The sequence below is a fragment of the Leptolyngbya sp. GB1-A1 genome (genome assembly GCF_039962475.1).
Classification (GTDB): Bacteria; Cyanobacteriota; Cyanobacteriia; order Elainellales; family Elainellaceae; genus Leptolyngbya_A.
In genome coordinates, this window is sequence record NZ_JAMPLI010000013.1 from 96,779 (window position 1) to 115,064 (window position 18,286).

Annotated in this window: 19 protein-coding genes; 14 read left to right on the top strand and 5 right to left on the bottom strand. The window is 50.5% G+C overall.

The annotated features are described in order from the left end of the window. The first annotated feature begins 10 nt into the window (after window positions 1-10). The 4 genes from NDI45_RS14780 (at window position 11) to NDI45_RS14795 (ending at window position 2,592) form a co-directional block, all read left to right on the top strand. Window positions 11-469: a DUF4385 domain-containing protein gene (locus NDI45_RS14780; RefSeq protein ID WP_190790195.1), complete on the top strand. Its 459-nt coding sequence runs from the start codon at window positions 11-13 to the stop codon at window positions 467-469. Window positions 470-623: 154 nt separating this feature from the next. Further along, window positions 624-944 carry an urease accessory UreF family protein gene (locus tag NDI45_RS14785; protein ID WP_190790194.1) on the top strand — a complete coding sequence of 107 codons (321 nt, stop codon included), beginning with the start codon at window positions 624-626 and terminating at the stop codon, window positions 942-944. A 51-nt stretch (window positions 945-995) separates the two neighbouring features. Next, a complete protein-coding gene (gene fmdA / locus NDI45_RS14790; RefSeq protein ID WP_348247776.1) occupies window positions 996-2,201 on the top strand; it encodes a formamidase in 1,206 nt (401 codons plus the stop codon). Between the two features lie 130 nt (window positions 2,202-2,331). Then, window positions 2,332-2,592 carry a zinc ribbon domain-containing protein gene (locus tag NDI45_RS14795; RefSeq protein WP_190790192.1) on the top strand — a complete coding sequence of 87 codons (261 nt, stop codon included), beginning with the start codon at window positions 2,332-2,334 and terminating at the stop codon, window positions 2,590-2,592. A gap of 477 nt (window positions 2,593-3,069) precedes the next feature. Here NDI45_RS14795 and NDI45_RS14800 read toward each other — a convergent pair whose 3' ends face one another. The 3 genes from NDI45_RS14800 to NDI45_RS14810 form a co-directional block, all read right to left on the bottom strand. Continuing rightward, complete coding sequence (locus NDI45_RS14800) at window positions 3,070-4,362, bottom strand: hypothetical protein (protein WP_348247777.1); 1,293 nt, start codon at window positions 4,360-4,362, stop codon at window positions 3,070-3,072. Window positions 4,363-4,601: 239 nt separating this feature from the next. Continuing rightward, window positions 4,602-5,759, bottom strand: coding sequence for an HhoA/HhoB/HtrA family serine endopeptidase (locus NDI45_RS14805; protein ID WP_347277833.1), 1,158 nt, complete (start codon window positions 5,757-5,759; stop codon window positions 4,602-4,604). Between the two features lie 201 nt (window positions 5,760-5,960). Further along, the gene (locus NDI45_RS14810) at window positions 5,961-6,395 is read right to left on the bottom strand and encodes a DoxX family protein (RefSeq protein ID WP_190790777.1); all 435 of its coding nucleotides are present in this window, start codon (window positions 6,393-6,395) and stop codon (window positions 5,961-5,963) included. 9 nt (window positions 6,396-6,404) lie between these two features. Here NDI45_RS14810 and NDI45_RS14815 point away from each other — a divergent pair, with 9 nt between their 5' ends. Beyond that, entirely contained in the window at window positions 6,405-6,695 is a 291-nt protein-coding gene (locus NDI45_RS14815; protein WP_190790778.1) for a hypothetical protein, read from the top strand. A 62-nt stretch (window positions 6,696-6,757) separates the two neighbouring features. Here the strand turns inward: NDI45_RS14815 and NDI45_RS14820 are convergent, their stop codons facing one another. Then, entirely contained in the window at window positions 6,758-7,987 is a 1,230-nt protein-coding gene (locus NDI45_RS14820; protein ID WP_348247778.1) for a PAS domain-containing sensor histidine kinase, read from the bottom strand. 188 nt (window positions 7,988-8,175) lie between these two features. Between NDI45_RS14820 and NDI45_RS14825 the strand changes: the two genes are divergently transcribed. From NDI45_RS14825 to NDI45_RS14850, 6 genes are all read left to right on the top strand, one after another. Next, the gene (locus NDI45_RS14825; protein WP_348247779.1) at window positions 8,176-8,961 is read left to right on the top strand and encodes a helix-turn-helix domain-containing protein; all 786 of its coding nucleotides are present in this window, start codon (window positions 8,176-8,178) and stop codon (window positions 8,959-8,961) included. A gap of 307 nt (window positions 8,962-9,268) precedes the next feature. After that, window positions 9,269-9,406, top strand: coding sequence for a hypothetical protein (locus NDI45_RS14830; protein WP_348247780.1), 138 nt, complete (start codon window positions 9,269-9,271; stop codon window positions 9,404-9,406). A 165-nt stretch (window positions 9,407-9,571) separates the two neighbouring features. Beyond that, window positions 9,572-10,021 carry a cyanase gene (gene cynS / locus NDI45_RS14835; protein WP_190789865.1) on the top strand — a complete coding sequence of 150 codons (450 nt, stop codon included), beginning with the start codon at window positions 9,572-9,574 and terminating at the stop codon, window positions 10,019-10,021. 362 nt (window positions 10,022-10,383) lie between these two features. Further along, on the top strand, window positions 10,384-11,751 hold the full coding sequence (locus tag NDI45_RS14840) for an acetamidase/formamidase family protein (RefSeq protein ID WP_348247781.1): 1,368 nt from the start codon (window positions 10,384-10,386) through the stop codon (window positions 11,749-11,751). Between the two features lie 117 nt (window positions 11,752-11,868). Beyond that, on the top strand, window positions 11,869-12,801 hold the full coding sequence (locus NDI45_RS14845; protein WP_348247782.1) for a metal ABC transporter substrate-binding protein: 933 nt from the start codon (window positions 11,869-11,871) through the stop codon (window positions 12,799-12,801). After that, complete coding sequence (locus tag NDI45_RS14850) at window positions 12,794-14,089, top strand: iron chelate uptake ABC transporter family permease subunit (RefSeq protein ID WP_348247783.1); 1,296 nt, start codon at window positions 12,794-12,796, stop codon at window positions 14,087-14,089. Before NDI45_RS14845 ends, NDI45_RS14850 begins: the two co-directional genes overlap by 8 nt. A gap of 128 nt (window positions 14,090-14,217) precedes the next feature. Here NDI45_RS14850 and NDI45_RS14855 read toward each other — a convergent pair whose 3' ends face one another. After that, window positions 14,218-14,721, bottom strand: coding sequence for a hypothetical protein (locus tag NDI45_RS14855; protein WP_348247784.1), 504 nt, complete (start codon window positions 14,719-14,721; stop codon window positions 14,218-14,220). A gap of 326 nt (window positions 14,722-15,047) precedes the next feature. Here NDI45_RS14855 and NDI45_RS14860 point away from each other — a divergent pair, with 326 nt between their 5' ends. The 3 genes from NDI45_RS14860 to NDI45_RS14870 all read left to right on the top strand — a co-directional run bounded on the left by NDI45_RS14860 (window position 15,048) and on the right by NDI45_RS14870 (window position 18,266). Beyond that, on the top strand, window positions 15,048-16,247 hold the full coding sequence (locus NDI45_RS14860) for a glutathione S-transferase (RefSeq protein ID WP_348247785.1): 1,200 nt from the start codon (window positions 15,048-15,050) through the stop codon (window positions 16,245-16,247). A 91-nt stretch (window positions 16,248-16,338) separates the two neighbouring features. Next, on the top strand, window positions 16,339-17,802 hold the full coding sequence (locus NDI45_RS14865; protein ID WP_348247786.1) for an alpha/beta fold hydrolase: 1,464 nt from the start codon (window positions 16,339-16,341) through the stop codon (window positions 17,800-17,802). A 233-nt stretch (window positions 17,803-18,035) separates the two neighbouring features. Further along, the gene (locus NDI45_RS14870; protein WP_348247787.1) at window positions 18,036-18,266 is read left to right on the top strand and encodes a hypothetical protein; all 231 of its coding nucleotides are present in this window, start codon (window positions 18,036-18,038) and stop codon (window positions 18,264-18,266) included. The last annotated feature ends 20 nt before the right edge of the window (window positions 18,267-18,286 follow it).

Consider the following 18,286-nt stretch of genomic DNA (forward strand, 5'->3'; position numbering starts at 1 on the left):
CCACTCCCCCATGCTCGAATTCAACTACTCCCTTGACTACAAAACGATCGACTTCCGCCAGCACCCAGAACTTTATCGAATTGGTCGCGGAGAGCAGGGTGTTTTGATGGTTGAACCCTACAAGAGCGAGATTTTGCCGGACTGGAAGTTTAAAACCCCGGAGATTGCGCGTCAGTCGGCGGAGGCAATTTATCAGCGATTTTTGGATTACAAGGCGCAGGAAGATTTTGTGGGAATGGATATGGCGCGGAAGTTTTTGCAGATGGGCTACACTCGGTCGCGCCGCTATGCGAATCACAAATCTGGGCGGAAGTATGCAAAGGACAGCAAGACGGTATTGCCGCGTGAGGAAGACCCGATCAAAGCCGAGTCTGCCCGGATTTTTTACGAGAAGTGGCAGCTTGCCAAAAATGACCCGGACTATCTCAGGCTTGCCGATCGTCACCGCCAATTGTATGAAACCGCATAAAACCGAATGACTTTAATCGAATGACTTTAATCGAATGACGATTAAACCGAATAACTCTAGAAGAACTGCTGGAACATCACCACCCAATTTGCGTGATTAGGTTTGATGACGCGCCTTTTAAACGACACTTTGGTAGCTTGTTGCGGTTGCAGGGATGGTTTGTGCGCACGCAATCGTCTTTGCGCTGGTTGGACAGGCGGCTCAGTTAACCAAGACTGATACTGTTTTCGCCTTCCTGCACAGCTTTACGGCGGGATTACTGGGCGCAGGGACTCGACTCGGCGTACTGGGGCATATGACGGCTCAGCAAACTCTAGCGGCGATCGCTCCAGATTTAGAAACGGTAGCCCAGAATGCAGTTTTAGCCAATTTAGATGACCTATGGTCATGTACACCTACATTGACATTGCTCAAATATCTCATCATCGTTTTTCTCAACGATTGTTCACTACTTAAGTGTCTTCAATCGCCTTAATATTTGTCTCAATCTTTGTTCACCACTTCGTTGCTTAAACTGAACGGGACTATGCCAAAAACACTTTTCAAAGTTGACCTCACGAAGCCAATAGATCAGCAGGAACTTCCCGGTCACAACCGCTGGCATCCTGATATTCCTGCTGTGGCGTCTGCCAATCCTGGTGATGTGTTTCGGATTGAATGCAAGGACTGGACTGATGGACAAATCAAAAATAATGATAGTCCAGATGATATCCGCGATGTTGACTTGACGGTTGTTCACGTCTTGAGTGGTCCGATCTGGGTAAATGGAGCGCAACCGGGCGATATTCTCGTGGTAGACCTGCTCGATATCGGTGCACTCCAGGGCGATGAATGGGGCTTTACCGGTATTTTCGACAAAAAAAACGGGGGTGGCTTTCTCACCGATCACTTTCCCAATCCAGCAAAAGCGATTTGGGATTTTCAGGGCATTTATACCTCCTCTCGCCACATCCCTGGCGTTCGCTTCGCAGGCATTACCCATCCCGGCTTAATTGGCTGTGCCCCTTCCCATGAACTGTTAGCGAAGTGGAACCAGCGCGAAGCAGAACTGGTGAAGACAGCTCCCGATCGCCGCACCTATGGGGCAGGACTTTCAGGCGACCAGCCCGTCCTTGCCGCATTGCCCAATCCCCAAAATGCGATTTTGGGAACGCTGCCTAAGTCTGAGTATGAGCGAGTTGCGGCTGAAGCTGCCCGAACCGTACCGCCGCGCGAACATGGGGGCAACTGCGACATCAAGAACTTGTCGCGAGGCACGCGCATTTATTTCCCGGTTTATGTGGAAGGCGCAAAACTGTCGATGGGCGACATTCACTTCTCGCAGGGGGACGGTGAAATCTCCTTTTGTGGGGCGATCGAGATGTCAGGCTTTATCGACCTGCATGTGGATCTGATCAAGGGTGGCGTTGAAAAATATGGCATGACCAATCCGATCTTTAAGCCTGGTCCCGTTGAACCCCGCTATTCGGAGTATCTGGTGTTTGAGGGCATCTCGGTCGATGAATTCACAGGCAAGCAATACTATATGGATGTGCATATTGCTTATCGGCGGGCTTGCCTGAATGCGATCGAATATCTCAAGAAGTTTGGCTATACCGGAGAGCAGGCTTACCTGCTGTTAAGCTGTGCGCCAGTCGAGGGGCGAATAAGTGGGATTGTCGATATTCCCAATGCTTGCTGTACCCTGGCAATTCCAACCGAAATTTTCGACAAAAACATTTTGCCTGTTTGATAGTTAGGTAAGAAGGCGGATCAACAGCATCCTTCGGCTGAACAATTCGTTCTCTTTAAGCAGCAGTAGAACCCTGCCTGACGCAGAGAAAAACCAATTGCAGCTTATCCAAAACGTTGGAGAATACAGTATGCCCCTCTATGAGTTTCGCTGCGATGAATGCGGTGTATTCGACGAATGGCGCACGATGGCAGAGTGTAATGCACCCGCTCAGTGCCCTGACTGCGAGAAGGTCGCCAAACGCATCTTTTCGCCACCGGCTCTGCTATCAGGTTCGCTGCGGCTAAAGCATGAGAATCGGGAGCCTCAGGTCGTTACGCGAGAGAAAGCACAGGAACCTTCAAGAGTCAGAAGCCATGCAGGAGAGCGACCCTGGATGATCGGTCACTGACTTAGAATGTCAGGGCATCTGCTTAAGCTTTGGTAACACCAGGACAATTTCAGGTAAGTAATTTGAGGTAAGTACCTTCATGGGCGTTGACTTGCTTGATCGCCTCATGTTCCGTCAATTGACAGGCAATTTCAAATACCATTTTTTATAAAAATTTTGTGATTGTGCGCGATCGCTGACGCGAATGCTAATGCGCTCGTACCCTAGTGCTGCAATCTGAAGAACTAGAAAGGTCTGAAACGGTTTCTACAGAGTTCAGGTATTGTTTTAGACAACATTCTCCTACGAAAACCTGAACAAGGAATTCGTGGAGGATTTATTCGTGGTTTCTGCGCTGGCTGTGCCGGAGTGAAACTGTCAGATCTCGCTACTCAATTTGAGGGTAGTGTTTGTGGATACATCTCATCCGGAATTCGTACAAGTGGATGTTCCTCTACTTTACCTGTCCCACCATCCTCTGATGCACAATCGAATTGTTTATGTACTGCTACTCGATCGACCTAGATCTTGCTCTGCTCCACAGTTGCGACAGTAAGGTAAGTGCTTGTAGGTTGGCTGATGGCAGTTGTGACAGTCTAGATGTTGATGATAGCCGCAGTGTGGACAGTAACCTTCGTTGTGCTTTAAGGTTCTTGTACAGTTCAAACAGCGGGACTGCTGCACTAGTGAGGAAGGTGGAAGTTTGGTGCGAACCGCAATTTTTTGGAAGAATTTGATTAAGACAAAGCCTGCGATCGGAATGAGCAAAATGTAAGCATAGCTAATTAGAAACAGTAATCCGCCAAAGATGGTACTAATGACATCGAACAAAAAACTAAACAGTGCGCCAACTTGCAGAAACTGAAAGATTTTCAGGATCAGCGGAATAAAGAAAATAATCAGCAGATGCCAGCTGATGAGCGCAACCAGCCCGTAGCGTTTACGATGGGCAAATCGGTAGACCAGACCCGCGCCCGCCAACAGTGGTAAAAGGAACAGGGCTTGAAACGTCAGTTGGATGCTGGGATACCAAAATGATGCTCTTTGATAGCCGCGATCGGCTTCGTTGAACGCTGCATCATTTCTAAGAAACTTAAGAAACTCAACGCTTTCGGGTTTCGCAACCAGCTGACTTTTGAGTTTTACAATCTCACCTTTGAGTTGAGCAATTTGCTGATTGTTTTTGTTGAGCTGTGCTCTGGCTCTGTCTGCCCCAACAGCATTAATCGATTGATTGCGATTCTGTCCTGCAATTTGTTCGAGCAGGGTCGAATCATATTGAGTGCGAATGGTTCGATTGGAATTTTCTAGATTTTCGATGCTACTTTGTTTTTGGTCGATCGCTTTCGTCAATTGCTGGTTCTCAGAATTATCAATCCGGTCTTTGAGTTCAGCAAAGCTCAAACAAGTCGATGAAACACTGCCGAGTCGTCCTTGATTGATCTGTTGATATTGCTCCTGAACGCTCAGCGACTGTGGTAATTCAACCAGAGCAGGGTCAGCATTCTCATCTGCCGTGATGCTCCGAATTTTCTCAAAGTCCTTATTATCCAGCTCCTTATTATCCAGTGTTGAAGTTCGGTAGTCGCGCCACTCTGAATAGCAGGGATAAGCTTCATCGGGATTCAGCGTCCACCGGCTAATGTCGTGAAGCCCAGTGAAAACGTTGACCAGGATGAAAATGTCAATCAGAACGATGACAATCAAGCTCACTGTATTCAGTGGCTGCTTGTTGATCGATCGAGTCCGAGTCAAAAATTGTCGCAGCGATCGTCGAAATCTTCTCAACATAGTCCCTGTCTAGCCCTGAATCGGAGATTATTCAGGTGAAGTGAATCAAGCACCATCCCCGTTGTGCTTTCTCCATCTAATCGGACGGATCAATCAAAGGAGATTGGTAGTGTGACAGGTTGAGAACTTGCCTAAGATGGACGGTGCAACGAGTTGAACGTCGATGTCAGGACAGGGACGTATCCGAAGTGCAGCGCGCTTTTATTGATGCCTGATGTAGCGAACTTGATCCAGCTTAATTAGCCAGGCTGCTGAGCAGGCAACGCTTCTGGACGAACTGTGACTTGCTGCGTATTGCCGTTTCGATTTACAGTAAGCTGCATTGTATTGTTAATTCCGGTAGCATCCACCTGCTGTTGAATTTGATCCACGTTTTCAATTGAATTTCCATTTACAGCAACGATTACATCACCTGCACGGAGCCCGGCACGAGCCGCTGGAGAGTCTGGCAGCACTTTTAGAACAATGATGCCCTGGTCTTGCGTCACCTGAAAGCCAACGTCACTCCCATTAATTCGCGATCGCAGCTCTGGCGTGAGTTCCGCCATCTGAATGCCGATGTAGGGGTAATCTACTCGTCCTTGCGTCACAAGTTGCTGAGATACCTGCTTCACCGTATTGATGGGAATGGCAAATCCAATGCCCTGTGCGCCCTGAATAATCGCCGTATTGACTCCGATCACTTGTCCGGCGGCATTTAGCAATGGTCCACCTGAATTTCCTGGATTGATGGCAGCGTCGGTTTGCAGAAAGTTGATGCGTTTATCCGCGATGCCAATTTCAGCGACTGATCGCTCGGTTGCACTGACAATGCCCTGCGTCACCGTATTGCTCAGTCCCAGCGGATTCCCGATCGCAATTGCAATTTGTCCTGGAACCAAAGCATCAGAATCGCCTAAGGAAACCGTCGGGAGATTATCTGCATCAATATCAATGACAGCAAGATCGCTGATGGGATCAGTGCCGACGACGCGCCCTGAATAATTCCGTCCATCGTTGAGCACCACCGTTACAGTGTCAGCATCGGCAACGACGTGAGCATTGGTAATCACCTGCCCGTCTGCAGTGGTAATAAAGCCTGATCCTGTTCCCTGCTGCACCTGTCCTTGGCGCGGGGCTCGTCTGCCAAAAAACTCATCTAAACCAAAGTCATTGACCGATTCTCTGACGGTGCGGGATGTATTGATTTGCACCACCGCGGGTCCGACCTGTTTTGCAACGGTTGCAACGGCACCGATATCTGCTGGAAGCGCAGGAGACGATGATGCAGCAGTAGAGGCAGCAGGCAATGCAGCAGTAGGGGCAGCAGGCGATATAGCAGTAGGGGCAGCAGAAGTTGCAGGTTGCTGGGTGTTGCGATTGCCTTGAAGTGAAGCACAGCCTGATACGCTAGCCACCGCAAAAAGAATTGAGAATAAAGTCGATGTTTTAAGCAGCATAATCATTGAAGTCTGAAGGGATAATTGAGGGAGTGAGTTGGGCGATTAACCCTTCGGGAAACTGCGAAGCAACCGCAATCATTCGACCCATCATTCAACTAATCATTCAAGCAGATAGCGGTACTTGAGCAATTTTCTGAGCAATTTTTATTCACCGCATCAATCCGGTTTCTGGGCAACGGCTGACGCGCCCATCTGTCCCTGGGGATTGCGCGTGTACCAATATGCCCAAGCAATCAATACGGCTTGCAACGGCAACCTTGCCCAATACAAAACTGGGCTTTGGGGAATGCCGTCGATTTTAATCAAATGGAACGTCATGTAGAGGTTCGCAGGAAAAACGCCGATGAACAAAGCAACTATGCCCCAAGCAGCCGTCACACTCAAGACCGGAACCAATAAGCCGAGTCCTCCCAAAATTTCAAAGACTCCACTCAGATAAACCGATGCAAAAGGTGGAAACGGGGGCGGCACAATGCGGGCGTATTGCTCCGGTCTCAAAAAATGCGTGATGCCAACAATCACCAGCGATACGGCAAGAATGCCCCGTAGGATTTCTTTGCGACGATGCTGAGAGGGTAAGTAGGAAGTCATCGGGAGCTATTGAACGCTGTTCTAAGCTTAGCGATCGTCCAGTTGTTTATCGTCTCCCGTAAGTTAGTTTTTAGAAAACTGCCGCAGCCCCCTCGTCCTTTAGCTTGTGCCTGTTCTTTAGCCTGTGCCTGGTACAGATCGGCAAGCAGTCGTGCTTTTTGCAGAATCGATCGTAAAACCGCATCCTGCCTTGAAACCGAGGTCTCGACCGAACAGGTACAGCAATTTGCCGCGCTCTTTCCCGCGAATGTGCGACCGATTCAGCCTAGTAGCGATCGGGTGATTAAACAGTCGCTCTAATGCCACATTATTCAGCCAGGGGCGATCGCAGCAGTGCTGCTGGAAAACCACTCCCTATCTGATCAAAACTTGATCGATCTGGCTGGACTTGCAGCGGAAAAATTTATCGGGATTTGCCTCACATCAAGCAGCACTCGAACTGTTGTCCCTTTTCCGGGTCGAGTTTTAACCTGTAATTTACCTTGGTGAAGATCGACGAGTTGCTTGACGATACTCAATCCCAACCCAGTTCCCGGAATATTACTGGCGTTTCGCCCCCGATAAAATGGCTCAAACAGGTAGGGCTGATCTTCCGGGGGAATGCCAATCCCCCAGTCCTGAATTTGAAATGTAATTTGCTGCTTTTGACGCATCAGCTTGAACTGGATCTGCTGACAGTGGGGCGAGTAACGAATTGAATTCGATAACAGGTTGGTCAGGATAAGCCGCAGAATTTTCTCATCAATTTCAGTCATTAAAGACGAATGACGGCAGACAAAATCAATTGTATGTTGAGTTCCAGCTTGCATTTCCTGACTTAATCTGCGACAGAACGGAACTAGATCGATCGCTTTGAAATTCGGCGTTAAGCGATTGGCTTCTGCTTTGCCAATCACAAGAATATCGTCAATGATAGAGGTCATGCGATCGACGTTAGTTTGAATACTCTGGAGATATTCTGTCTTTTGAGCTGCAGTTAGATAATGCGTATAGCGATCGAGCGAGGAAACCGCCAGCAGGATGTTGTTTAGTGGATTACGGAACTCGTGACACACCATCGCCACCAGGCGGGATTGCTGCTCGTTCAAGGATTTAAGCTGCTCGTTTGCCTGCCGCAGTTTTGCCGTTCGTTCTCGCACTTTTTGTTCAAGTTCTTCGTTCATTTGGTGCAAAATTGCTTCTGCCCATTTGCGCTCGCTAATTTCTCGAAACGTCACCACTGCCCCAATTAGCTGTCCTCGATCGTCCCGAATCGGTGTACTGATATATTCCACTGGAAACCAAGTTCCATCTTTTCGCCAAAACACTTCGTCAGTAACGCGATGCACCGTGCCATCTTTAAAGGCAGCATAAATTGGGCATTGGGTTTTGGGATAACAGGAGTGATCCGCGTGGGAATGATGTAGAACTTCGTGCATCGATCGTCCCAAAAGTTCTTCGCTGCGCCATCCAATCATTTGAGCTGCTGCTGGATTGACAAACGTCGCTTTGCCTTCCAGATCAACGCCATACACCCCCTCCCCGATCGCATTCAAGATTAGATCAGTGAGGGTTGGGGAATGCGGTGAGGTCAGCCAGTGAGATTGCGGCATTATCCTGTTGTGCTGATTCCGACTGAGATTCAAGCCAATTCTATCCGACGATCGATTTGCGGTATTCTATGACACCAAAAATTTTCGATTGATCTCTTATCTAGAACTAGAGAACCGATCGTGCAAAGATGCGGGAACCGCTTGAGGTGAGTTGGTGCGATTCGGTCAATATTATATTCGGTGTCGCGATGAAAAAGATTTTGGTGATTGAAGATGAAGCGCAAACTCGTGAACTCTTTGTGCGCTGTCTCACGTTCGAGGGGTTTTGGGCGTTAGGCGCAGAAGGGGGTGCGATCGGGGTCAAGCTCGCTCAAATTCATGTACCTGATCTGATCGTATGCGATATTATGATGCCCGACTTGGACGGCTATGCAGTGTTGTCCCAACTACGTCAGCATCCAGCAACGGCAATGATTCCGTTCATCTTCCTTACAGCAAAGGTAACGATGGCAGATTTGCGGTGCGGGATGGAACTGGGAGCGGACGACTATCTGACCAAGCCCTGCACGATCGAGCAATTTCTGGCGGCAATCACGATTCGGCTCGAGCGGCGGGACGCACTCAAAGCTTGGTATAGCCACGCTACCCTGCCTGCCCATTTGGCAAACCAACCAACGCTGTTCCCGACCTGTCCGAAATTGCGCGAAGTCTTTCAGTTCATTGAAGCGCACTATCACTCGGCGATTAGCCTGTCGGATGTGGCGCAGGCAGCAGGCTATTCCCCGGCTTATCTGACGACGCTGGTGCAGGATCAAACTGGACGCACTGTAAAGCAGTGGATTACCGAGCGGCGCATGGTGCAGGCACGTCATCTCCTAACCGACACCGCGCAATCGATCGCGGAAATTGCTCAGGCGATCGGCTATCGAGATGCGAGCTACTTTATTCGGCAGTTCCGGCAGATTCACGGCGTTTCCCCGCAAGTGTGGCGGCAGAGTACACCTGTGCCTGGGCTAGAGACGCAGGCAAGCTAATTTCTGTCTGAAAAATAGCTTTATTTCTGTTTTGAACAATACATTCAGGTGAGGTAAAGTATGCTGCCTGGCTGTTTTTTCCTGAAATTCGTTTTGTAGCTTTTTTAGCTTTTCTAAGTATTACTCTATGCGTCAATTTATTATCTAAAAAAGATCTAAAAAAAATCCTATTTTTCCCAAAAAGTTTTCATGAGTCCCCTTTCATTACCTGTTTGAATATCCTTCAGGGGCTGCTCGAAATTCTTTAACTCGTATCGTTCCCGCTGCGGTGGATACCGCATTCACTTATTCTTACTCATTCACTGCCATGACAGGTTTGCAAGGAATTGACTTGACGGCAAAGGCTGAGTGTCCCTGTAGCGGTAATCATTTGTCCCAAGACCACTGGGAGTTTTGGGAAAGTGTGCCTCAGACGCCAGCGGCAATGATCGATGATCGCGGTTGAAAAGTTCCGCATTCAGGCAGTGAACTGAATCACGAAAAGAATTTTGGATTCAATCAACTGTAGAAGTGGGATATCCCGATGAGAGTCCAGATGTCCATCCCCAGGAAGCACCCTTGATGCTATTTCTATTCCAAATTGTTGTCCAAATGATTGAGGAGAAGATCAATGTCTGATGTAGAAATTCCGATGATTACGCAAAAACTTCTGGCAGCAAAAGCCGAAAAGGGAATCAGTTTTGCTGAGTTAGAGCAGGTTGTCGGGCGCAATGAAGTTTGGATTGCTGCTGTGATTTATCGGCAGGCAAGCGCATCGGCAGAAGAAGCTAGCAAACTTGTAGAAGCATTGGGTTTGGGCAGCGACATTGCGACAGAACTGATGGCGTATCCCGCAAAGGGTTTGGGTCCCATCGTCCCAACCGACCCGCTGATTTATCGCTTCTACGAAATCATGCAGGTCTACGGAATGCCGATGAAAGAAATCATTCACGAGAAGTTTGGTGATGGCATTATGAGCGCGATCGACTTCACCCTGAATATTGAGAAAGAAGAAGATCCAAAGGGCGATCGAGTGAAGGTGATTATGAACGGTAAGTTTCTGCCCTATAAGAAGTGGTAAGAACACGCATGAGAATGCCAATTAAAACATCAACGAGAACGAATCGGGATAGGCGATCAGACATAGAATTCGATCCCTCAAGGAATTGGTTTTAGTTTATTATGATGGTGCTGGCGTTGATTGGTTTAGGACAGGTTTTATCTGGTACTGTTGCGATTTTGCATCGTTTGTTCTAGAAGCAAGGTTGAAAGGATAGTTGAAGATAGTTAAAAAGTAGCAAATTTTCTACATTGCTCCCGCAATACCCAGGATTGGGAGACTTTGGAACCCGCAGGGAAGCACACTTTTCCCCAGGCTTGGGGGAATATAGGGGGCGGTTCGGATGACAGGAATCATCATGAGTGTGGAGTAAGGAGGTATTGATGCAAAACATTCAAAAATCGATCGCACAATTGCGAGATAGCTGGAAGTCGCTGCGGTTAAAATGGCTCAGTTTAGGGCTAGCGGTGTTTGCCGTCATTTTTGCTACGGCTGCCTATGCTCAGCAGGTGCAAGAAATGGATGCAAAAGCGACAATTGCGCTGCTGCGAACAACGGACGCATCTTATCCCGGCAAGGTGCATTTGCTGCCCGCAACCTTAGAAACAACCCAGTGGGGATGGTTTAACAATGCTCAACCTCCCGTGATGGAAATTGATTCTGGGGATACCGTTGTGGTGGAGACGATGATGCACTCCCACAATCAGGTCGTTCCTGGTAAAACCGTAGACGAACTGAAAAAGCTGCGAACCGATTTTCCGGGACGGGGACCGCATACGGTTACCGGTCCAATCTATGTTCGTGATGCAAAGCCAGGGGATGTGCTGAAGGTAGATATCCTCAGAGTTGTGCCCCGCTCCTATGCGGCAAATTTTAACCTGCCCGGGCTGTTCGGCTTGTTTCCCGATCGCTTCCAGAATGGACAGGTGAAGTATCTGTATCTGGATATGGAGCAGAAGGTTGCGAAGTTTACGCCAGAAATCGAAATTCCGCTAGAACCCTTTCCGGGGACGATCGGCGTGGCGCGGGCAGAAGCCGGAGAATATAGCACCGTTCCCCCCGGACCCTACGCCGGAAACCTGGACATTCGCGATCTCACCGCAGGCACAACGCTCTATATTCCTGTGTTTGTCGATGGGGCACTGCTCTGGACCGGGGATTCGCACGCTGCACAGGGCAACGGCGAAATTAACCTGACCGCACTGGAAACCGCATTCAAAGAACTGGTGCTAAACGTTTCGGTGATTAAAGGACAAAGCCTGACGATGCCGCGCGGTGAAACGCCAACGGACTGGATTACGATCGGCTTAAATGAAAGCCTGGACACGGCACTGGAGATGGCAAAAACAGAAACGGTGAAATTCCTGGCGGAACAGCGCAGCATCACGTTGGAAGCGGCGGCGGAATTGATGCCCAGGATTTCGGACTGTCGCATTTCGCAGGTTGTGAATCGAGTACGCGGCATTCACTGTCTGAATCCGAAAAATCCGCGAGCAGCTAGGCCGGTTGATTATCCGACCAGCAGCAACGCTGAATATTTTGTCACCTCCGATCGCGGTTCCGATCTGAATCAGGTCATGGCGAACGCATCCATGGCAATGATTCAGCTTTTGCAGCAGGAGAAAGGCTTATCTGAGCTGGATGCCTACGGCCTGGCAAGTGTGCAAATGGACTGCCGGATTAGCAAAATGGATGCAGAAGAGAAGGGGCTCTCCTGTGTATTGCCGAAGAGCGTTTGGGTAAAAAGCTGATTAACGCTTTGTAGATTACAGCGTTTTTCACTCCCGTAAGGTACGGGGGGTGTGGGGGCTTTCTCGCCGTACAGGGTTCTGCCCCTGCACCCCATTTTTTGTACTTCAAATAAACAAATGACACGATTCTGGTTTGGAGCCGTTTACCTGCTTATCTTCTGCCTGGGTTGGATGATGCCTGCCTGGGCAGATAGCACACCTCTGCAGGTAGTAACGACCACAACGGATTTGAAAAGTTTAGTGGAGGTCGTGGGCGGCGATCGCGTAACAGTCACAAGTATCGCCCTTCCTGCCCAAGATCCCCACAGTTTTGAGCCGCGTCCGGGTGACTTTCAGATGCTCAAAAGCGCACAGATGGTCGTGAAAGTTGGCTTAGATCATGACCTGTGGATCGATTCGCTGCTGGCAGAAACCGGAAACCGGGAAATTCAGCGGGGCGGAGTGGGCTATGTTGATGCCTCTGTCGGAATCCCTCTCCTGGAAGTGCGATCGACCAGTATTGCCCCGATCGACGGTCACAATCACGGTGCTGGAAATCCGCACTACTGGCTTGATCCAGCAAATGCTGAGGTGATTACAGGCGGCATCCTGGAAGGGCTGGAGCGCATTGATCCTAACCATGCCGCCTTGTATGAAGCCAATCGATCGCGCTTTTTGGCTCAGTTGCAGGAGCGGCTAACGACCTGGGAACAGCAGCTTGCTCCCTTTCGCGGTCAGGCGATCGTCGCCTATCACAATAGCTGGCCCTACCTGGCACGTCGCTTCCGGTTGAATCTGTTGGACTTTATCGAAGCCAAACCTGGAATTCCGCCCAGCCCTACCCATATCGCTGCCCTGCTGCGAGAAATCAAAGACCAGCAGGTTGCCGTCATTATCCGCGAACCCTACGAGTCTGATCGCATTCCGCGCTTACTCAGCAGCAAAACCAGAGTTCCCGTTGTGATGCTAGTTTCATCGATCGGTGCAATTCCCCAAGCATACGATTATTTTTCCCTGTTCGACTACAACATCAGCGCACTGCTAGCGGCACTGGGGGGATCGCATGGCTGATTGGCTGCAATTATTGACGATTCCGTTTCTGGTTGCCCTGGTTCTGACAGGCATCCATACCTATCTGGGCATCCACGTTCTCAGCCGCAACATTATTTTTGTCGATTTGGCACTGGCCCAGATCTCAGCACTGGGCGCGACGGTTGCCTTTTTGCTGGGCTACTACCCACAATCGATCGCGGCTTACGGCTATTCGCTGGCATTTACGATCGGTGGTGCGATCGTCCTCAGCTTTAGCCGAAGCTGGACTGGGCGCGTTTCACAGGAAACCTTTATCGGCGTAGTGTATGTGGTATCGGCAGCGGCAGCGTTTTTGCTGGTGGATCAGTCCCCGCAGGGCGCAGAGCACATCAAGCAAATGTTGATTGGCAGCATCCTCACCGTCACTGAGACAGACTTGCTGAAAGTTGTGCTGCTCTACAGCGCAGTCGGCTTGTTTCACTGGTTTGTTCGCAAACCGTTGTTGCTAATTTCTTTTCAGCCCGATTTGGCGAAACAGGCAGGCTTGCGGCTGTGGCTGTGGGATTTTTTGTTTTATGTTTCCTTTGGCGTGGTGGTGACGAGTTCGGTTGCCATTGCAGGGGTGCTGCTGGTGTTTTGCTTTCTGATTATTCCGGCGGCGATCGGCGCACTCTACAGCGATCGGATTTTGCCGAAACTGCTGATCGGCTGGGCGATTGGCACCTTATCCAGCAGCGTCGGATTAAGCCTGTCGTTTGTCGGCAATCTGCCTACAGGAGCCACGATTGTCTGCGTGTTTGGCGGCATCCTGGCACTGACAGCACTCCTGAGACCGTTTATTTTTAGTTCAGCGCGGCTGCAAATTCTGAAGCAGGCAGGCTCTTGGGGAATTACCAGCCTTCTCACGATCGCCCTTGCTTCTGGCATCTGGTTAACCCTGAATCCCAATGCTGATCAGCCCTTACTGGATTGGCTGGAAACTTGTTATCCAGCGTTGCGGCAGGCGTTTCTGAGTTCCGATGAACAAAATGACCTTCAGCAGGCGGGGTTAGGGTCCGATCGCTGGCAGTCTGAAATTGCCCGACTCGATCAAATCGAACGTCAGAGCCGCTGGCAGGGAGAAGGATTGAGCGATCGAGAACTGCGCCGCATCTCCTCCTATACCATGTCGTTTCACGAGATGCGAAACGGAGAGAAATTTGTGCAGCGAGAACTGCGAAATGCAGCGCGACGGCGGCAGCGGTGGGTGTTGGGAGTTCCCTTAGTGCTGCTCTCACTGGCTGGGTTTCTGGGAATGCAACGATCGCCCAGAGCTACCGTGATGTAGATCGATTCACACGGTTGCTTGCTGGTCAGAGTCGTTGAAGACCTGGTCGTGCAGCCACTCCTGCCACTAATTCAGAATTGCCATCGTGGGCAGCAATGTACTGTACATTCCTTGCAGCGCAAATTAAACTACTGCCGGATAGCGGGATATTCAATTAAAACGGGGCTTTCTGGAATAAAGCGAGCTTGGAGACTAGTTTTCTTCCCTTTCCCTCGCAGGTGGCCGATCGCAATTGGCTTCTTGAGCTGCTCTAATTCCTGCGCCTCCCAAAAGACTGCCCAGGTTGGGGGATCAGTCGCAGTCGATGGGGGGCGATAGATCGATTTGCCGGGATAGCGACCGCGACGGGAGGCAACATACCCTACATACCATCCCCGCCAGGTCACTTCTGGGTTGAGGGGCTGGTCTCCCTTGGCATCAGCAGCATGGATGAACACTTCGATCGCCTTCCCGCCCCGCAGCTTCTCGATCTCCCCAAACAGCTCAAAATCCATGCTGCCAAACGCCACTTTAGGGAGCTGATCAGGCGGCAGATCCTCAGAATCCAGTTGGGCAGCGATCGCTTCTAAACCAGATATCAGGTGCATTTCTGGAACAGAAACCAGGATTGCGAAAGCTTTAGTTTTTTGCATGAATCGAGCAGTGGTAAACCAAAAAGTCAGCTTTTCTAGCCTACTAGGGATGAGTTTCCTTTTGCCAAATTAAAGTTAAGCCAAGCGACAATCCAAAGGCGATGCGTGCCATTTATCGCAACCGAAAAGCGGAGTTTGATGACAATTGGATGCTGACAGCAGCAGGGTTATGAAACTTCTACCCGATTGCAGCATCGGAAGAAGAACTCGAAAGGTCACATTGGCTAAATGCTTTGCCTTCCTGTAACGGAAGGAGAGTCAGGACAGGGAAGGATTGGCTTCTGATAGACTGAAAGCCTTGAGCGTATTCTAGGACAGTTGATCGCATGACCCTTGCCCCCCTAAACTGGACAGAACTCGAAGCCCTTACCGACTTTCAAATTGATACGGTCAATGGTCCAACCAATGCTCAGGCGCGGCTGCGGTTGTTTGGTCATTCCGAGTCCGATGTGCGGGTGACGCTTTATCGCGACAATCATGCCTGGTGTCCCTACTGCCAGAAGGTTTGGCTGTGGCTTGAGGAAAAGCAAATTCCCTACCGCATCGAGAAAGTGACGATGTTTTGTTACGGGGAAAAGGAAAGCTGGTACAAACGCAAAGTGCCTTCCGGGATGCTGCCCGCGCTGGAGTTAGACGGACGGCTGATTACCGAAAGCGATGATATTTTACTTGCCCTGGAACGCGCTTTTGGTTCTTTAGGAAAGGGTATGGAAGACCCCCAGGTCATTCCTCTGCGCCGATTGGAGCGATTGCTGTTTCGTGCCTGGTGCGGCTGGCTCTGCTATCCATCAACGTCAGCCCGGCAGGAACAGCATAGCCGAGAGCAGTTTACCGGAATTGTGGATAAGGTTGAGTTTGCGTTGGCAAGTACGCCCGGTTCTTATTTTCTGGAAGAGTTTGGCACGGCGGATGTGATCTTCACACCCTACGTCGAACGCATGAATGCCAGCCTTTATTACTACAAAGGCTACTCGCTGCGATCGAATCCCAGCCTGAGTGCCTGGTTTGATGCGATGGAGAGCCGATCGACCTATCGCGGCACGCAAAGCGACTTTCATACCCACGTTCACGATTTGCCTCCTCAGATGGGCGGCTGCTGGGAAAACGGGGAGCCGCAAATGCTGATCAACAAGCATCGAGTAGACAACGGACCCTGGTTTGGTCTGCCGGATGTAACTTATCCAGAGCCGGGAAACGCGCGTCAGGAAGCTCTTTATCGGGTGATCAAGCATCGTGCCAATATTATTCGCGTGAACCCTGCCGACGATGCGCTCTTTGATCAGGCGTTACGCTGTGCCTTAACCCGGATGATGACGGGCGAAGATTGTGTTCCACCACCTGGATCGGATGCTGCCCTGCGGTATTTGCGCGATCGAATTAATGTGCCTCGCGATATGTCCATTTATGCAGCAAAGCGGCTGAGAGAGGCACTGGAGGCAACGGCTGCTCTAGTGGGCGAGCGTCAGGGGATTGCGATTATGCTCAAGCATCGTCGAGATCAAGACCCGGCTCTTTTTGCCCGCTAGCTATCCCGGATGCTGCCCTTGGAGTGATGCGCCCGACCGCTGGATTGTTGAAATAATAGCGGCAGATCGATCGAAACCGGGAGACAGAAGATTGAAGCGATTTCAGCTAGGGCTACTGATCGGGGCGATCGCGCTTATTGTGCTGTCCTGGTGGAATATTGTTGCAGCGCGGAGTGGATTGGTCGTGCGAACCCTGGAGCAGGAAAACATTCCCTTGATTTATGTCGCTCCGGCACTGGCAAATTCAGGGGCAAATTCAGTGCCGGGTGTGCTGGTGGCGCATGGTTATGCAGGTTCCAAACAGCTCATGTTGGGCTATGCTCATGTGCTGGCTCACGCTGGCTATGCCGTGATGCTCTGGGACTTTGACGGACACGGTGCAAATCCGAATCGATTGCAGCGATACGACCTCCAGTCCAATTTGGATGTGGGGTTGAGGGCACTGCTCGAACAGCCAGAAGTCGATCGCACGCGGTTGGCAGTCCTGGGGCACTCGATGGGCAGCGGCATTGCCATGTCTGCCGGAATTCAAAATCTCGATCGATTTGCAGCCACGATCGCTGTTTCTCCCACAGGGGCAGCCGTAACGCCCCAGGCTCCCCGAAATTTGCAAATGCAGGCAGGAAGTTGGGAAGGCAGGTTTATCAGTAATGCCGAGCGAATTTTGCAGACCGGTGGCGGTGAAAACAAAAACTTTGCCGCAGGAACGGCGCGAGAACTAGTCATCGTGCCCAATGTCGAGCACATCACGATTTTGTTTAGCGATCGCAGTCACGAGGCTGCCGTGCGCTGGCTGGATGCCACGTTTAACCAGACCCAGTCCAGCTCTTATCGCGATCGGCGGATGGCCTGGTATGGTTTGCATTTGCTGGGCGGACTGCTGCTGATTGGGGCAGTGGCTCCCACGGTAGCAGGCTGGTTTGAACCCGATCGCATGAAAATCTCTGCGATTAAGCGATGGGGGGGACTGCTGCTGGCTCCCCTGCCGGGTGTTGCGGGACTGGTGCTGCTGAATTCCCGAATCAATCTGCAAAGTTTGGGCGGCGTGCAGGTTGGCGGGGCGATCGGACTCTGGTTTTTGATTGCCGGAAGTATCTGGTTGGCTTTGCTGGGACGAATTCCTCGGCTGAGCGGGCGACGGATCGCGATTGGTTTCGGACTGTTTGTGCTGCTATGGTTTGCGTTTGGGGCAATGGCGCAGGTGGTCTGGCTGCAATGGTGGTTAATTCCAACTCGGCTTCAGGTGTGGCTACCGTTTGCGATCGCCTGTCTGCCCTGGTTTCTGGCTTCTGGCATTGCTCAGCAGGGCGCGGGAAACGGAGAGCGATTTGCCTGGTGGTTTGCCCAGAGTGCAATTCTTATCGGTGGCTTTGTGCTAACGCTGAACTTTTTGCCAGAGCTGGGGTTTGTGTTTTTGCTGCTGCCGCTGTTTCCGCCACTGATTGCCGTGCTGTCGTTTGTGGTGGCATCGATCGATGAAGCCTGGATCTCGTCGATCGCGAGTGCGCTGTTTTTTGGCTGGGTGTTAGCGGCTGGGTTTCCGCTTTCAGGCTGAGCCATTTTTATGGATGACTCGATTGAGATGACATCAGATACAACCTTGTTCAGACGATTGAAGTACAAAAAATGGGGTGCAGGGGCAGAACTCTGTACGGCGAGAAAGCCCCCACACCCCTCGTACCTTACGGGAGTGAAAAACGCTGTAACAAGACAAAAAACTGTGATGCCTTGTGATACCTTAAAGTATTCTGCTGATATCAGCGTGTTGATTCACTGAGACATCAACCTATGAAGTATTTCATCTTCTGGATACTCGGGTTTGGCACTTTCTGGGCTGGACTAAAGCTGTTTGACGATGAGGTAATTCTGATAGTCTCTGTCTTTGTAGGTTCAGCTTTTATTCTGGCTGGGCTGATTGCGTCTCCGCCCGTATTGCAAATTCCGATCGAAGTTGTCTCTGTGTTCGTTCTGTTCAACGTTTGTATGCAGTGCATTCAAAGAGGCGATCAGCCTCGATAAGCATCCATTACGCTCCGATT